Here is a 14,049-nt window from a genome sequence, read left to right on the forward strand (position 1 = left end):
ATGTCAGGTTTTTAAAATTAAATATAAGAAAAAATATAAAGAAGCGCTTATATTTAAACCCGAATATTTGCATAAACTATCAAAAGTTTTTCTTGATAAGTATTGGTGTATTGAAAAGTGTCGAACGCCAATAAGTTTTTTACCGCTTCAAATATTTTACGTAAAAGCCCATTAGCCTTGTAATGCATAGCTTTTTGATTTGGAGAAAAAGTAAATTGTGGTTGAGTTTTCATTGGCGCAAATGTAAAAAAATATATAAGTTTCATGCAACCCTTAAGTTTAAAAAACTTTTAACTTTTATAATCTAGAAATGCCTCCCTAATTTGGTCATTTTTTGCGGTTTGGTCTAACATCGTATTCCCAATTCCATTCAAAAGGGCAAATTTTACCACTCCAAACTCATTTTTTTTATCATGAACCAATAAATCAATCACAGCATTCAAGTCATTTTCCTCAAGTGGAATAGTGTTGAATATCGACAAAATAGTAGTTTTAATTTCATAATATTCTTCCGCAGAAATTAAATTTTTTTGTTTCGACAGAAAGGCTTCCATAACCATTCCAGCCGCAATAGCTTCCCCATGTAGAAGGTTATTTTTAGTTTCATTTTCCAAAAAATAACTTTCAATAGCATGGCCTAAAGTATGTCCAAAGTTAAGGGCTTTTCTAATACCGTTTTCGGTAAAATCCTGAGAAACAATTTTATTTTTTATTTCAACAGATTGGTAAATTAAAGCTTCTAAATCGTTTGTATTTAAGTTAGTTAGATCTTGAAAAATATCCCAGTAATTTTTATCAAAAATCAATCCATGTTTTAACATTTCTGCCAATCCGGAACGCATCTGATTTTCTTGCAAAGTTTGCAAATAATAGGTATCAATCAACACCATTTTTGGATTTGAAATCACCCCAATCTGATTCTTTAAAACACCTAAATCTACACCGTTTTTTCCGCCTACCGAAGCATCAACCATTGCCAAAAGTGTAGTAGGAACATTTATATAAGCAATCCCTCTTTTATAAGTAGAAGCCACAAATCCGCCTAAATCTGTTATCACGCCACCACCTAAATTGATAATCAAACTTTTTCTGTCTGCTCCTAAGTCGGTTAAAACATTCCAAACTTGAATACACGTTTCAATTGATTTATTTTCTTCGCCAGGCTCAATTTCAATAATTTCAATAGTAATTTCTGTTGCCAAATTTTGTAAAAAATAACCTAAACAGTTTTCGTTACAATTGCTATCAGTAATGATAAAAATTCCGGAATAATTACTTTCCTGAATATGATTGGAAAGTTTTTCATATCCAAATTCGTTAAAATTAATGCTATATCCCGGAGCTTCTATTGGCTTCATCTATCTATTGTTTAAAAAAATGTTTTTGTATCAAATGAAATTAGAAAATTAAGCTTTGAACAATTCAAAATTTTGAAGGACAAATTAAGTCAAATTTTAATAAAAAATAGGCGTGCAACTTTTATATTTGCAAAATTATTAACGCAATCGATGGAGAAAATTTTTAACAATACCCAAGTAGCTTTTGCCCTAAAAAGTGATACAGAATTAGATAGGGCTTATTTTTTATTTAAAATGATTGCTTCAGAACCATTAGTAAAAATAGGAACAGCGGTTACAAATTTTGCGTTAAAAGCGCATTTACCGGTGGAAGGATTAATTCGTGCCACTGTTTTCGACCATTTTTGTGGTGGCGTTACCGAGGAAGATTGCTTATCTGTGGTCGATAAAATGTTTACCAAAAATGTTTGTTCTGTTCTAGATTATTCGGTAGAAGGAAAAGAAGAAGAAGAACAATTTGACTTGGCACTCGAAATGACCTTAAAAACCGTTGAGTTTGCCAAAGAAAGATTAGCAATTCCTTTTGCTGTGTTTAAACCTACAGGTCTTGGACGATTCGCTTTATACGAAAAAATAGGTGAAGGAAAAAAATTAACTTCCGAAGAGCAAAAAGAATGGGCTAGAGTTGTAGAACGTTTTGACATTGTTTGTAAAACAGCGCATCAAAAAGACGTAGCGCTTTTAATTGACGGCGAAGAAAGTTGGATGCAAGATGCCGCTGATGATTTAGTTTTAGAAATGATGCGTCGTTATAATAAAGACAAAACCATTGTTTTCAACACTTTACAATTGTATCGCTGGGATCGCTTTGATTATTTGAAAAAAATCCATGAAATCGCTAAATCCGAAGGTTTTTCGATTGGTATGAAACTAGTTCGTGGTGCTTACATGGAAAAAGAAAATAATCGTGCAGTAGAAAAAAATTATAAATCACCAATTTGCGAATCAAAAGAAGCTACTGATAAAAATTTTGATACTACCGTGGCTTATATGCTGGATCATTTGGATACCATGTCAATTTTTGCAGGAACGCATAACGAAGAAAGTTCTTACAAGATTATGCAATTAATGCAGGAGAAAAATCTTGCTTCTAATGATAACCGAATTTGGTTTGGCCAACTATACGGCATGAGTGACAATATTAGTTATAATCTTGCAGAAAATGGTTACAACGTAGCGAAATACTTGCCTTTTGGTCCTGTGAGAGATGTAATGCCTTACTTAATTCGCAGAGCGGAAGAGAATACATCTGTTGCAGGTCAAACCAATAGAGAGTTAAACTTGATTAAAACCGAAAGAAAACGAAGAAAAAAATAATCAAAAATCCCGAACCTACGATTCGGGATTTTTTTTAGTACGTTTGAAAAAATTTTAAGACATAGTACAGGTATTTGTATGCCTTAAAATAAAAACCAATTAAAAATACAACATGAAACCAAACGTACTTAGGGTTATCGGTAAATTTTGTAATTTTTTACAAAAATGTGGTATTCCGTAAAACGGCTCAAAAATAGTAAGGTTTCCAGTAATAAACAACAAAGCTATACCTAAAATTTTCTAAATATTTTTATTAGTAAGAATTTTTATAAGCAAAATAGCTATTAAATTATTTACGAGAATACGGAGGTAAAAGTTTGCTTGATACTTCTCCAAAACCAATTCTTACATTCTCACTCTCGCAATATCCTTTAATAGTCACAGTATCACCGTCATTGATAAATTTTCGTTCGGTTCCGTCACTCATTTTCAATGGATTTTTTCCACCCCAAGTTAACTCTAACATAGATCCAAAACTATCTTGAGTGGGACCAGAAATTGTTCCAGATCCCATCATATCACCAGAATTGATGCGGCAACCGTTCGAAGCGTGATGGGCTAATTGCTGACTCATGCTCCAATACATATACTTAAAATTAGATTTAGAAACAACCGTGGCTTCAGCATTTTCGGGTTTTATAGAAACTTCTAATTTTATGTCAAAACTTTTTTTGCCTTTTTCTTGTAAATAGGGTAACGGCATTGGATCTTGTACCGGACCTTTTGTACGGAAAGGTTCTAAAGCATCCATGGTCACAATCCAAGGAGAAATACTTGACGCAAAACTTTTTGCCAAGAATGGTCCAAGAGGCACATATTCCCATTTTTGAATATCACGTGCACTCCAATCATTCAATAACACCATTCCAAAAATATAATCTTCGGCTTCATAAACCGGAATATTTTCGCCCATAATATTGGCATCTGTTGTAATAAAAGCAGTTTCTAATTCAAAATCGACTAGGCGAGAAGGTCCAAATACGGGCGTTGTTTCACCATTTGGCAAGGTTTGTCCCATTGGTCGATGAACAGGTATTCCCGAAGGAACGATTGTAGAACTTCTCCCGTGATAGCCAACAGGAATGTGCAACCAGTTTGGCAACAAAGCATTTTCCGGATCACGGAACATTTTGCCAACATTTGTGGCATGTTCTCTACTAGAATAAAAATCAGTATAATCGCCAATTAAAACCGGAAGTTGCATTTCTACTTCTTCAATTTTAAAAATAATTGTTTCGCGGTGTTTTTCGTGATCTCTGAGTTTCGGGTTATTTTCGTCAAAAATATCAGCAATTCGGTTTCTCACCAATCGCCAGGTTTTCTTTCCGTCAGAAATAAAATCGTTCAGCGTGTCCTGCATAAACATGTCGTCAGTTAACTCAATTCCGTCAAAATAGTTGAGTTGTTGTAAAGCACCAAGGTCAATGGCATAATTCCCAATTCTTGTTCCTATGGTAATTACATCATCTTTTGTAAGAAACACTCCAAAAGGAATATTTTGAATAGGGAAGTCGCTGTCTTGTGGTACTTCAAGCCAGGATTTCCTTTTTGGATCGTTCGCTGTTATTGGCATTTGTTTGTTAGTTTGTATGTTTATAAATTGCTTTTCAAATATATTGTTATATGCGTTTTTAACAAACCTATTTTGTATTTTTGTATCCAAATTAACAAAAAATTATCAAATGCAACGCGACGAACAAATTTTCGACTTAATATTAGAAGAACAAGATAGACAAATTCATGGATTAGAATTAATCGCTTCAGAAAATTTTGTGAGCGAACAAGTTTTAGAAGCCGCTGGATCGATCCTTACCAATAAATACGCTGAGGGTTATCCGGGAAAAAGATATTATGGAGGTTGCGAAGTGGTAGATGTGATAGAACAAATTGCCATTGATAGAGCCAAAGCTTTATTTGGTGCCGAATATGCAAACGTTCAGCCACATTCTGGTTCTCAGGCTAATACAGCAGTTTTTGCAGCTTGCTTGAAACCAGGTGATAAAATTTTAGGCTTTGATCTTTCTCATGGCGGACATTTAACACATGGTTCTCCAGTAAATTTTTCAGGAAAATTGTACCAACCCGTTTTCTACGGCGTTGACGAAGAAACAGGCGTAATTAATTACGATAAAATTCAGGAAATTGCTACAAAAGAACAACCAAAATTAATCATAGCAGGTGCTTCGGCTTACTCTCGGGATATGGATTTTGAGCGTTTCCGCAAAATTGCCGATAGCGTTGGCGCAATTTTAATGGCAGATATTTCGCATCCCGCTGGTTTAATTGCCAAAGGATTGATGAACGATCCTGTTCCGCATTGTCATATTATTACAACTACAACTCACAAAACGTTGCGTGGTCCGAGAGGTGGAATGATTTTAATGGGCAAAGATTTCGAAAATCCTTGGGGTTTAAAAACACCAAAAGGAGAAGTAAAAATGATGTCGGCTGTTTTAGACGGTTCTGTTTTTCCAGGCAATCAAGGAGGTCCTTTGGAACATATTATTGCAGCAAAAGCAGTAGCTTTTGGTGAAGCTTTGTCTGACGAATTTTTTATTTACGCCAGACAGTTGCAAAAAAATGCCAAAGCTATGGCTGCAGCTTTCGTAAAAAGAAATTACAAAATTATTTCTGGTGGAACTGATAACCACATGATGCTGATTGATCTTCGAAATAAAAATATTTCTGGGAAAGAAGCCGAAAATGCATTGGTAAAAGCAGAAATTACAGTCAATAAAAATATGGTTCCATTTGATGACAAATCACCTTTTGTAACCTCAGGAATTAGAGTAGGAACAGCCGCAATTACCACTCGTGGTTTGGTTGAAGCCGATATGGAAATCATCGTAGATTTTATCGACAGAGTACTTTCTGACCATCAAAATGAAGAATTATTAGAACAAATTGCTGACGAAGTTAATGAAATGATGAGCGAAAGACCCATTTTTGTTTTCTAATTAAAAAATAAATTCTACTCTAAACCCTGGCGATTGCTGGGGTTTTTTGTTTTTAATAAAATTTCTTCAAAAAAAAATTGGGTAAAAAATAAATCGTACGAAAAATTTCCTACCTTTGAAATGTTCAAGAACAAAAAAAATAAATTCATGCAATTAGAACCTACAAAATCAGAATTGGAAATTTTACAAGTACTTTGGAAGTCCGGACCTTCTACAGTTCGATTTGTAAACGACCAACTGAATGAGCAAAAAAGAGCCGTTCAATATTCTTCTACTTTAAAATTAATGCAGATAATGACCGAAAAAGGAATGCTTCATTGTGATAAAACCAGCATGAAACATATTTATAGTCCTGCGGTAGAAGAAAAAAAAGCGAAAGGATTTCTACTTGACAAATTTGTGGACACGATGTTTAACGGTTCGAGTACAAAATTAATGATGCAATTGCTCGGAAACAAAAAAGCATCGCAAGAAGAAATTAACGAGATTAGAAATCTATTGGAAAAACTTGACGAAAAATAAAAACCTAAACACGAGGAAATTATGTGGTTTACAAACGAAAATTTATTAAAAGCGATATCGTGGACTTTAGTTCATTCGCTTTGGCAAGGAATTGTTTTGGCCATTTTGGCGGGATTGATTATTCTGTTTACCAAAAAATCTACCGCTCATGTGCGTTACAACATTTTAGCCGGACTTTTTTTGGTTTTTATCGCCACCATTGGGTTTACCTTTTATTTAGCATTTGATGGTTTTCGAGCAAATGCTTCAACCGAAACTTTAGAATTTAATAATCAAATTGCTCATTTTCAAGAAGATATTTTAATTGAAAAAACGGTTGTAGAAAGTTCGTTTCAAAAAATTGTCGGGTTTTTAAACCAACATTCTCAAGAGATTGTGCTGTTATGGTTTTTTATCTTTTGCCTAAAATGTGTCGGGATTTTTAGAAATCTCAACCACATTTACCGCATCAGAAATTACCGTACACAAACACCTTCGGAATTTTGGATTAATCGCGTGGAAGAACTCGCTCAAATGCTTCAAATTAAGAAAAAAATCATTTTGTTAGAATCTCAATTGGTGAAAGTACCAAGCGTGACGGGATTTTTCAAACCCATGATTCTCATTCCCGTAGGTTTGATTTCACACTTGCCGCAAGATCAAGTAGAGTCCATTTTATTGCATGAATTGGCCCACATCCGTCGCAAAGATTATGGCATCAATTTACTTCAAAATTTTGCAGAAATTTTATTTTTCTTTAATCCAGGCGTACTTTGGGTATCGTCCATCATTAAAGAAGAAAGAGAAAATTGTTGCGATGACATTGCGGTTGGAATCACAAAAAGTAAATCAAAATTTATTAACGCATTAGTTTCATTTCAAGAATATAATATGAAAGAAAATAAATTAGCAGTTGGTTTCGGAGGTAGAAAAAATAGCCTTTTGGAACGTGCCAAACGAATTGTTTACAACCATAACAAATCGTTGTCTAACATCGAAAAAACATTTTTGTCAATCTGTATTATCATGATTGCTATCGTGACTGTTGCTTGTTCGAGTGCCAAAGCGCAAGACCAAAAAACAGAAATTGGATTACAAAATAAAACAAAAACCTTTGAAGATTTAGGCGAAGATAATAGTATCGAAGCATCGGATTTCCGAAGCGAAAGAGAATTGGAAGCCATGGAAGAAGCCGAACACGATCGAATGACGGCTGAAAACGATGAACTTGAAGCGGAATATGAAAGAATTGCGGCGGAAGACGAAACACTTGCTGAAGAGGACGAGAGGATTGCAGGCGAAATGGAGGGAGACTTAGAAGGCGATTTAGAAGGTGAATTAGTCAAATTTGATGAGAACTTTGAAAAACAAATCGAAAAAATGGCTGCCGAAGCCGAGAAAATGGCGGAAGTTGCCGGCAAATTTACCATCAGTGGCATTGACGAAATAAAGATTGCCGAAAAAGCGCTTCGCGATGCCGAACAATCTATTTTAGAATCAACCGAATTGACACAAGTTCAAAAAGAAGAAACGGTAAAATCTTTACGAGAAGCCCGAAAAAGTTTGAAAAGTTCTTCAGAAGGTAAGGTTAATTGGGAAAGAGCAAAAGCGATGCAATTTCGCGAAGCGGCAAAAATGCGCAGCGAATTAGCCAAAATGAGAGCGGAAAATGCCAGAATGATTTCGCAGGTAAAAAGATCAGCTCATGAAAATGCACGCGTGATTGCTGAGAAAAACAGAAATGCCGCAGAAAAAATTAGAAGAGAAGCGGAAAGAGGTAGAATTGCAGGGGAAAATGCCCAAAAAACAAATGATCAAATCATCAAAAAATTAATAGACGACAAAATCATTTCTTCACCAAATAATCTATCATTCAAAATTTCGGACAAGGTTTTTTATGTAAATGACAAAAAAATGTCGGAAGCACAACGCAAAGAATTCGCCAAGTTTTTACCAAAAAATATTACCGCAACTTACTATAATTACGAAGTAAGCAAAAAAGATTAGTTTCAATCATCAGCCGGAAGGCAAATCAATCAAAAAACGTTATCACATTGATAACTACGCAAATTTGTTGCAGTTAGTAGAAAAGAGTTCGACGAAAGTCGGACTTTTTTTTTGTTTGATGATTTATGATTTTCATTAAACTAGAAACCGAAATCTACAATCTTAAATCATTTCCTTAAATTTGCAGTCTAAAAAATTACAATCATGTCAATGCTTCGCTTAAAATTGCCAACAGATCCAAGATGGGTTAATATCGTAGAAAAAAATATTGAGGAAATTCTTACAGATCACGCTTGGTGCGAACAAAAAGCGGCTTCAAACGCTATTTCGCTTATCGTCATGAATTCTGAACATACAGATTTGGTGACGGATTTACTGAAAATTGCCAAGGAAGAAGTGGAACATTTTGAAATGGTTCACGAAATTATCAAACAACGCGGTTTAAAGTTAGGTCGCGAACGCAAAGACGATTACGTAAATGAGTTGGCGCAATACATGAAACGCAGCATTACCGGAAGCAGAATTTCTGGTTTGGTGGAACGTTTGCTTTTTTCGGCGATGATTGAAGCCAGAAGTTGCGAACGTTTTAAAGTTTTGTCAGAAAATATTCAAGACGAAGAATTATCGAAATTTTATTGGGAATTAATGGAAAGCGAAGCCGGACATTACGTGACTTTTTTAACCTACGCCCGAAAATACGGCGAAGGAATTGACGTAGACCAACGCTGGAAAGAATGGCTCGAATTTGAAGCTTTGGTAATTGCCAAATACGGGAAAAAAGAAACGATTCACGGGTAATTTTATTCTAATTTATCTCATTTAAAAATATTAAATTTGTCAAAATATTTTTAACAAATAATATTGATTACACCATAATATATTTTATATCGTAATGTTAGTATTGAAGATTTTAATATCAATATATTTTTGATATAAATTTTTATGACTTTCAATGATTTGCAATAACTTTTGTGTTAACTTTTAACCTACTGTAAGAATTTTATTATGCGCCAAATTTTGGAAATAAAATAGTAATCATATCACAATAGTAAAAAATGCATGACGAAATATTAAAACATACAAGAAGAATAAAAAGTGAAATGAAAAATACTAAACATACTTTAGGAGAAAAAATAAAAGAAATATTTATAGAAATTCTTATCATAGGTTTTGCCGTATCACTTTCTATTTGGTTACATAGCTGGAGTGAGCATAATCATCAACAAAAAGAAGTGAAGGAATTTTTGATGGATTTAAAAGATGACCTAAAAAACGACATAAGTAATATTTCAAAATCAAAAAAAGAGTTAGAATCAAATTTAAAAGAATACCAATTTGCTTTAGATTTAACGCAAAAGCAAATAGATAGCTTAATTGCTGTACAAGGAACTATTGCCTTTAACTCCTCAATTTCTACAACGAAAATTAGTAATGGAAATTATGAAGGATTTAAATCGAGTGGTAAGATTGGTTACATTGAAAATAAAACGCTAAAAACCAAAATTTTAAAGTACTATCAGGAACAATCGCTCGGGCTTTTAGAGAATGAAAAATACAACATAAAAACATTTGACAAAGTGTTGAATATTTTAACCGATAATGCCGATAAAACAATTGATCAAATAATAGTTTTACCACAGTTTAAACAACAACTAAGATTGCAAACTGAACAAACCCTTGGTCTCATTGATGTTTATTCATATACATTACAAAAGGCACAAGGATTAATTGATGAGATTGAGCAAGAAAATAAATAATATATCATACTGATGTAAAAGATGTCAAATTAGATTTTTATTTCTTACATTTTACTACAACAAAATCGAGTTAAAAATTCCCTGCATGTACTTAAATGTCGAAACATAAAGACTGACTGAATTCCCTAATTAATTTGAGTGGATTAGTAACACAATTTGAAAAATAGGGGGAAAAAGATTTAAATAATAAAACTACAAAAAAAATCGCAATAATTTGATTATCAAATTATTGCGATTTTTTTTTAGTGACCTCGACAGGATTCAAACCTGTAACCTTCTGAGCCGTAATCAGATGCGCTATTCAGTTGCGCCACGAGGCCGTTTGCGTCACTCATTTCTGAGCTTCTTTGCGGGTGCAAATATAGGTAAATTTGTGTAACTTGCAAATCATTTCCTCAATAAATTTCAATTAAAATGGACTTACAGAACTATATCCGTGATATTCAGGATTTTCCGAAACCAGGAATTATTTTTAAAGACATCACGCCTTTGCTTGCCAATCCCCAAGCGACTCGTTTTTGCGTGGAGCAATTACTTTCACAACTACAAAATGTAAAAATAGATAAAGTGATTGGTGCTGAAAGCCGCGGTTTTTTCTTTGCTACTTTGTTGGCACAAAAACTAAACGCAGGTTTTGTTCCGGTGAGGAAACCTAAAAAATTACCGTTTGAAACCATTGCTGCTTCCTACGATTTAGAATATGGAACTGATACTTTAGAAATTCATAAAGATGCAATAAAAAAAGGGGAGAAAGTACTGATTCACGATGACGTTCTGGCAACTGGCGGAACGGCAAAAGGCATGTGTGAATTAGTAGAAAATTTAGGTGGCGAAATTGTACAATGCAATTTTTTGATGGAGCTTACTTTTTTAAGTGGTATAGAAAAATTGCAACCATACAAAGTATTTTCAGTAATAAAATATTAATCTAAGGCTCTTGAAGTCACCCAATATTTCCAAGCAATAATGGCTTTTTGAATTTTAGTCGCTTTGGTTAAATCCAGTTGTTGTTTGGTGTAATTGGGTAAAAGCCAACTATTTATTTTTGCTAAAATTTTAAACATTTTTATTTTAAAGGTACAAAAAAGGCTATCTATACCGATAGCCTTTTACATAATGTTAAGGAAAATTACTGTTTTTGAATAACAAGCTTACCATTTCTTTCGCCTATAAAGATATCATTGATGGGTTCATCAGCATTTGTGTTCCAACTTACAACTTCATTTTTACCGCCATTTTTTCGTGTTAATTTGATTTTGATTCCCGTAATTTCACCTTTTGAATTTCGGTCAACTGCTGAATATTTAAAATCGATATTACTTTTTGCCAAAGTTTCCTTGTAAAAGTCAAAATCGTCTTTTTCACTTTTTTTATGGATTAAAAAACCGCTTTCTGCCGGTAATTTAAATTCCTTTCCGTTAGTTCCAGTTGCTGCAGGAATTGTTGTGAAATCAGTAGTTTCTATTATAATTACACCATTTTTGGCTTTCTCTCCATATTTTTTTACCAAAACTTCATTAGCATTCATTAATGATAATGTGCTTAATTTAGACGGACGAAGTTTTTCAAACTCCATAACTGTAGCTTCTTTTCCGTTTATCAAAATAAAAGCTTTGTTGTAATCCACTTCAGCGCCTTCAACCATCCGATTAAAACTCTCGTCTGGAGTAGTTGTCATAAACGAAGAAGAATATTCATCAGCGGTTGCTGAAGCAGTCGCACCCGCAGTATTTCCTTCCGCAATTGCAATGGCATCAACTTCTTTCGCAGTCGCTTCTCTACCAATTGCAGCATCTTTTTCGCCCAAATCATTAATGATAATTGTTGTATTTCCGTTAGATAATTTATTAGAGGTAACTAAAATACTGCTAATCGGTTTGTTCGATTTTTTAATTTTTTGGTTGATTTTATTTCCTTTTTTATTATCAAAATCAATGTTGAGTTCCAAAATTTCACCGGAAGCATTTCGTTTCAAAACCTCCACTTTGAGTGATATATCGTGATCATCCGAAAATTTTTCGACATAATCATTCAAAGTTTCATCAGTTATAGAAGGCAAAATCATAAAGCCATCCACTTTTTTGCTATCATCATCGGTATAAGTTGCCGTAACCTGATATTTCGGCTGAGTTTCCTTAGTTTGAGCGATGGTTTCTACTTGAAATTGCAGCACAAACATCGCAAGCATTGGTAAAATTGTGGCATAACGCCAAACGCTGGTTTTTTTCGACTGGTTTTTGTTTAACATAACAATTCGTTTTTTGATTAATGATTGATAAAAATGATTGGAAATCGGGATACATTCGTTTGATGTACTTACTTTTAAAAGTGTTTTTTGGTATTGAATTTTATTTGAAATTTTTTTCAAGGCTTGATGATCTGCGATAAATTCAAGGTTTTGAGCAATCGCTTTTTGATAAAGCCAAGCAAAAGGATTGAACCAAAAAATAATACAATAAATTTGGCTCAACAACATATCAACAGAATGAAACTGCAGGCTGTGAACCTTTTCGTGTGCCAAAATATTCTGCAATTCTTCCTCCTTAAATTGTGTAGAATTGTAAATAATGTAGCCGAAAAACGAAAATGGCGCTTTCACTTTTTCAGAATCAACATATTTAAGATAATTTTTATGTTCTGGTTTTTGATGCTTCAAAATTTTAAGTAATGACCAAAAATCTTTGGCAAAACGTGCTGCGAAAAAGAATACGCCAGCAAAATAAATTCCTCCAAAAACATAAAACCAATTGATTTCAAAATTTGTTTCAATGTTTTTAAGGGATTCAATATCAGAATAGGTTACTGCCGTAGGAAAAACTTCCTGAGTAACGGATTTTACCCAAATTATTTTTGTAAAAATTAAAAATGGCAACAGGAGTGAGGTGAAAATTCCTAAAATTAAAAACCATCTGTTGGCATTAAAAAAAGTTTCTTTGCGAAGCAAAATTTGATAAGTAAGGCAAAAAATGGCTAAAATCAACGAAACTTTTCCTAAATAGATAACGAAATTTTCCATAACTATTGGTTTTTTTCTATCATTTCAAGTATCTCTCGAAGTTCTTTTGCCGAAATTTTTTCTTCTTGTGCAAAAAATGAAACCATGTTTTTGTACGAGCTTCCAAAATAATTATCAATAGCGTTGCTCATAAATTTTTCACGGTATGCTTCTTTCGAAACAATTGGAAAATATTGATGTGAATTGCCATAAGCCACGTGATCCACAAATTTTTTTTCCTCTAAAATCCGCACGATTGTTGAAAGCGTGTTGTAATGTGGTGGATCATTTTTAATTTCCGCCAAAATTTCTTTCACAAACGCTTTTTCCAACGTCCATAAAATCTGCATGACTTCTTCCTCTTTATTTGTCAGTTTCTGCATATATCTTTTTTATTTGTAACAACTTAAAAATCAACATGACAAACGTACAACTATTTTTTTAGTTTACAAACTATTTTTTTAGTTGTATAACTGTTTTATTCGTTTTAAGGCAAATTTACAGATAGAATCCTGTGGGAATTAGGCCTAATTATGTATTTTTGCTACAAATAATGCTCATGAAATTTTTTACCACAATTTTATTTTTATTAATTTTTTCTACAGTTTTTAGCCAAAATGTTTTCGTTAAAGATTCTGTGTTGGCTTACCAACAACATTTAAATTCCGAATATAAAGACCCAGAAAAAAGTCCGTTGCTCAAAAAAGATTTGAAAAAATTCAAAGGGTTAAATTTTTTTGCAGCAAACGAAAAATATTTTGTAATGGCAAAATTCGTGCGAACACCAAACGAAAAGCCATTTGAAATGCCTACCACAACAACACGTAAACCGATTTATGTCAAATATGGAGAAGCACATTTTGAATTAGATGGTAAAAAAGTTAAACTTGATGTTTTTCAAAGTTTAGACTACAAAAAAATTAATCCAAAAGCATTGTTCTTACCGTTTACTGATTTAACTTCCGGTGTTGAGAGTTATGGTGGCGGAAGATATTTAGATTTAGAAATTCCTGAAAATGAAGTAATTGTAATCGATTTTAACAAAGCTTACAATCCATATTGTGCATATAATCACACATATTCTTGCCCGATTCCACCAGCGCAAAATGATGTTCCTGTGGAAATTAATGCGGGCGTAAAAAAGTTTAAAAAATAAA

General features: G+C 33.3%; 14 protein-coding genes and 1 tRNA gene. 8 read left to right on the top strand and 7 right to left on the bottom strand.

The window, feature by feature from the left end:
• Positions 1-53 precede the first annotated feature (53 nt).
• Together GV828_RS07890 and aroB are read right to left on the bottom strand one after the other, a co-directional pair.
• Positions 54-266, bottom strand: coding sequence for a hypothetical protein (locus GV828_RS07890; protein ID WP_166536945.1), 213 nt, complete (start codon positions 264-266; stop codon positions 54-56).
• Positions 267-290: 24 nt separating this feature from the next.
• A complete protein-coding gene (gene aroB, locus GV828_RS07895) occupies positions 291-1,358 on the bottom strand; it encodes a 3-dehydroquinate synthase (protein WP_166536946.1) in 1,068 nt (355 codons plus the stop codon).
• A gap of 150 nt (positions 1,359-1,508) precedes the next feature.
• Here aroB and GV828_RS07900 point away from each other — a divergent pair, with 150 nt between their 5' ends.
• A complete protein-coding gene (locus tag GV828_RS07900; RefSeq protein ID WP_166536947.1) occupies positions 1,509-2,675 on the top strand; it encodes a proline dehydrogenase family protein in 1,167 nt (388 codons plus the stop codon).
• Between the two features lie 289 nt (positions 2,676-2,964).
• On the opposite strand, the gene fahA is transcribed toward GV828_RS07900, so the two are convergent.
• Positions 2,965-4,248, bottom strand: coding sequence for a fumarylacetoacetase (gene fahA, locus GV828_RS07905; RefSeq protein WP_166536948.1), 1,284 nt, complete (start codon positions 4,246-4,248; stop codon positions 2,965-2,967).
• Positions 4,249-4,357: 109 nt separating this feature from the next.
• Between fahA and glyA the strand changes: the two genes are divergently transcribed.
• The 5 genes from glyA (at position 4,358) to GV828_RS07930 (ending at position 9,897) form a co-directional block, all read left to right on the top strand.
• A complete protein-coding gene (gene glyA, locus GV828_RS07910) occupies positions 4,358-5,632 on the top strand; it encodes a serine hydroxymethyltransferase (RefSeq protein ID WP_166536949.1) in 1,275 nt (424 codons plus the stop codon).
• 120 nt (positions 5,633-5,752) lie between these two features.
• On the top strand, positions 5,753-6,154 hold the full coding sequence (locus GV828_RS07915) for a BlaI/MecI/CopY family transcriptional regulator (RefSeq protein ID WP_208103157.1): 402 nt from the start codon (positions 5,753-5,755) through the stop codon (positions 6,152-6,154).
• A gap of 21 nt (positions 6,155-6,175) precedes the next feature.
• The gene (locus tag GV828_RS07920) at positions 6,176-8,140 is read left to right on the top strand and encodes a M56 family metallopeptidase (RefSeq protein ID WP_166536950.1); all 1,965 of its coding nucleotides are present in this window, start codon (positions 6,176-6,178) and stop codon (positions 8,138-8,140) included.
• A 210-nt stretch (positions 8,141-8,350) separates the two neighbouring features.
• Complete coding sequence (gene miaE, locus GV828_RS07925) at positions 8,351-8,938, top strand: tRNA-(ms[2]io[6]A)-hydroxylase (protein WP_166536951.1); 588 nt, start codon at positions 8,351-8,353, stop codon at positions 8,936-8,938.
• Between the two features lie 257 nt (positions 8,939-9,195).
• Positions 9,196-9,897, top strand: a complete 702-nt coding sequence (locus tag GV828_RS07930) for a DUF6090 family protein (protein WP_166536952.1) — start codon at positions 9,196-9,198, stop codon at positions 9,895-9,897.
• A 246-nt stretch (positions 9,898-10,143) separates the two neighbouring features.
• Here the strand turns inward: GV828_RS07930 and GV828_RS07935 are convergent.
• Positions 10,144-10,217: transfer RNA gene (locus GV828_RS07935), tRNA-Arg, on the bottom strand.
• A gap of 94 nt (positions 10,218-10,311) precedes the next feature.
• Between GV828_RS07935 and GV828_RS07940 the strand changes: the two genes are divergently transcribed.
• Positions 10,312-10,824, top strand: coding sequence for an adenine phosphoribosyltransferase (locus tag GV828_RS07940; RefSeq protein ID WP_166536953.1), 513 nt, complete (start codon positions 10,312-10,314; stop codon positions 10,822-10,824).
• Here the strand turns inward: GV828_RS07940 and GV828_RS07945 are convergent.
• The 3 genes from GV828_RS07945 to GV828_RS07955 form a co-directional block, all read right to left on the bottom strand.
• Positions 10,821-10,961 carry an SsrA-binding protein gene (locus GV828_RS07945; protein WP_166536954.1) on the bottom strand — a complete coding sequence of 47 codons (141 nt, stop codon included), beginning with the start codon at positions 10,959-10,961 and terminating at the stop codon, positions 10,821-10,823. The two genes, GV828_RS07940 and GV828_RS07945, sit on opposite strands and share 4 nt — an antisense overlap.
• Positions 10,962-11,026: 65 nt before the next feature.
• Positions 11,027-12,913: a M56 family metallopeptidase gene (locus tag GV828_RS07950; RefSeq protein ID WP_166536955.1), complete on the bottom strand. Its 1,887-nt coding sequence runs from the start codon at positions 12,911-12,913 to the stop codon at positions 11,027-11,029.
• A gap of 2 nt (positions 12,914-12,915) precedes the next feature.
• Positions 12,916-13,275, bottom strand: a complete 360-nt coding sequence (locus GV828_RS07955) for a BlaI/MecI/CopY family transcriptional regulator (RefSeq protein WP_166536956.1) — start codon at positions 13,273-13,275, stop codon at positions 12,916-12,918.
• Between the two features lie 176 nt (positions 13,276-13,451).
• Between GV828_RS07955 and GV828_RS07960 the strand changes: the two genes are divergently transcribed.
• Positions 13,452-14,048 carry a DUF1684 domain-containing protein gene (locus GV828_RS07960; protein ID WP_208103158.1) on the top strand — a complete coding sequence of 199 codons (597 nt, stop codon included), beginning with the start codon at positions 13,452-13,454 and terminating at the stop codon, positions 14,046-14,048.
• Position 14,049: the final 1 nt, after the last annotated feature.

Source organism: Flavobacterium ichthyis, from assembly GCF_009915155.1.
GTDB lineage: Bacteria > Bacteroidota > Bacteroidia > Flavobacteriales > Flavobacteriaceae > Flavobacterium > Flavobacterium ichthyis.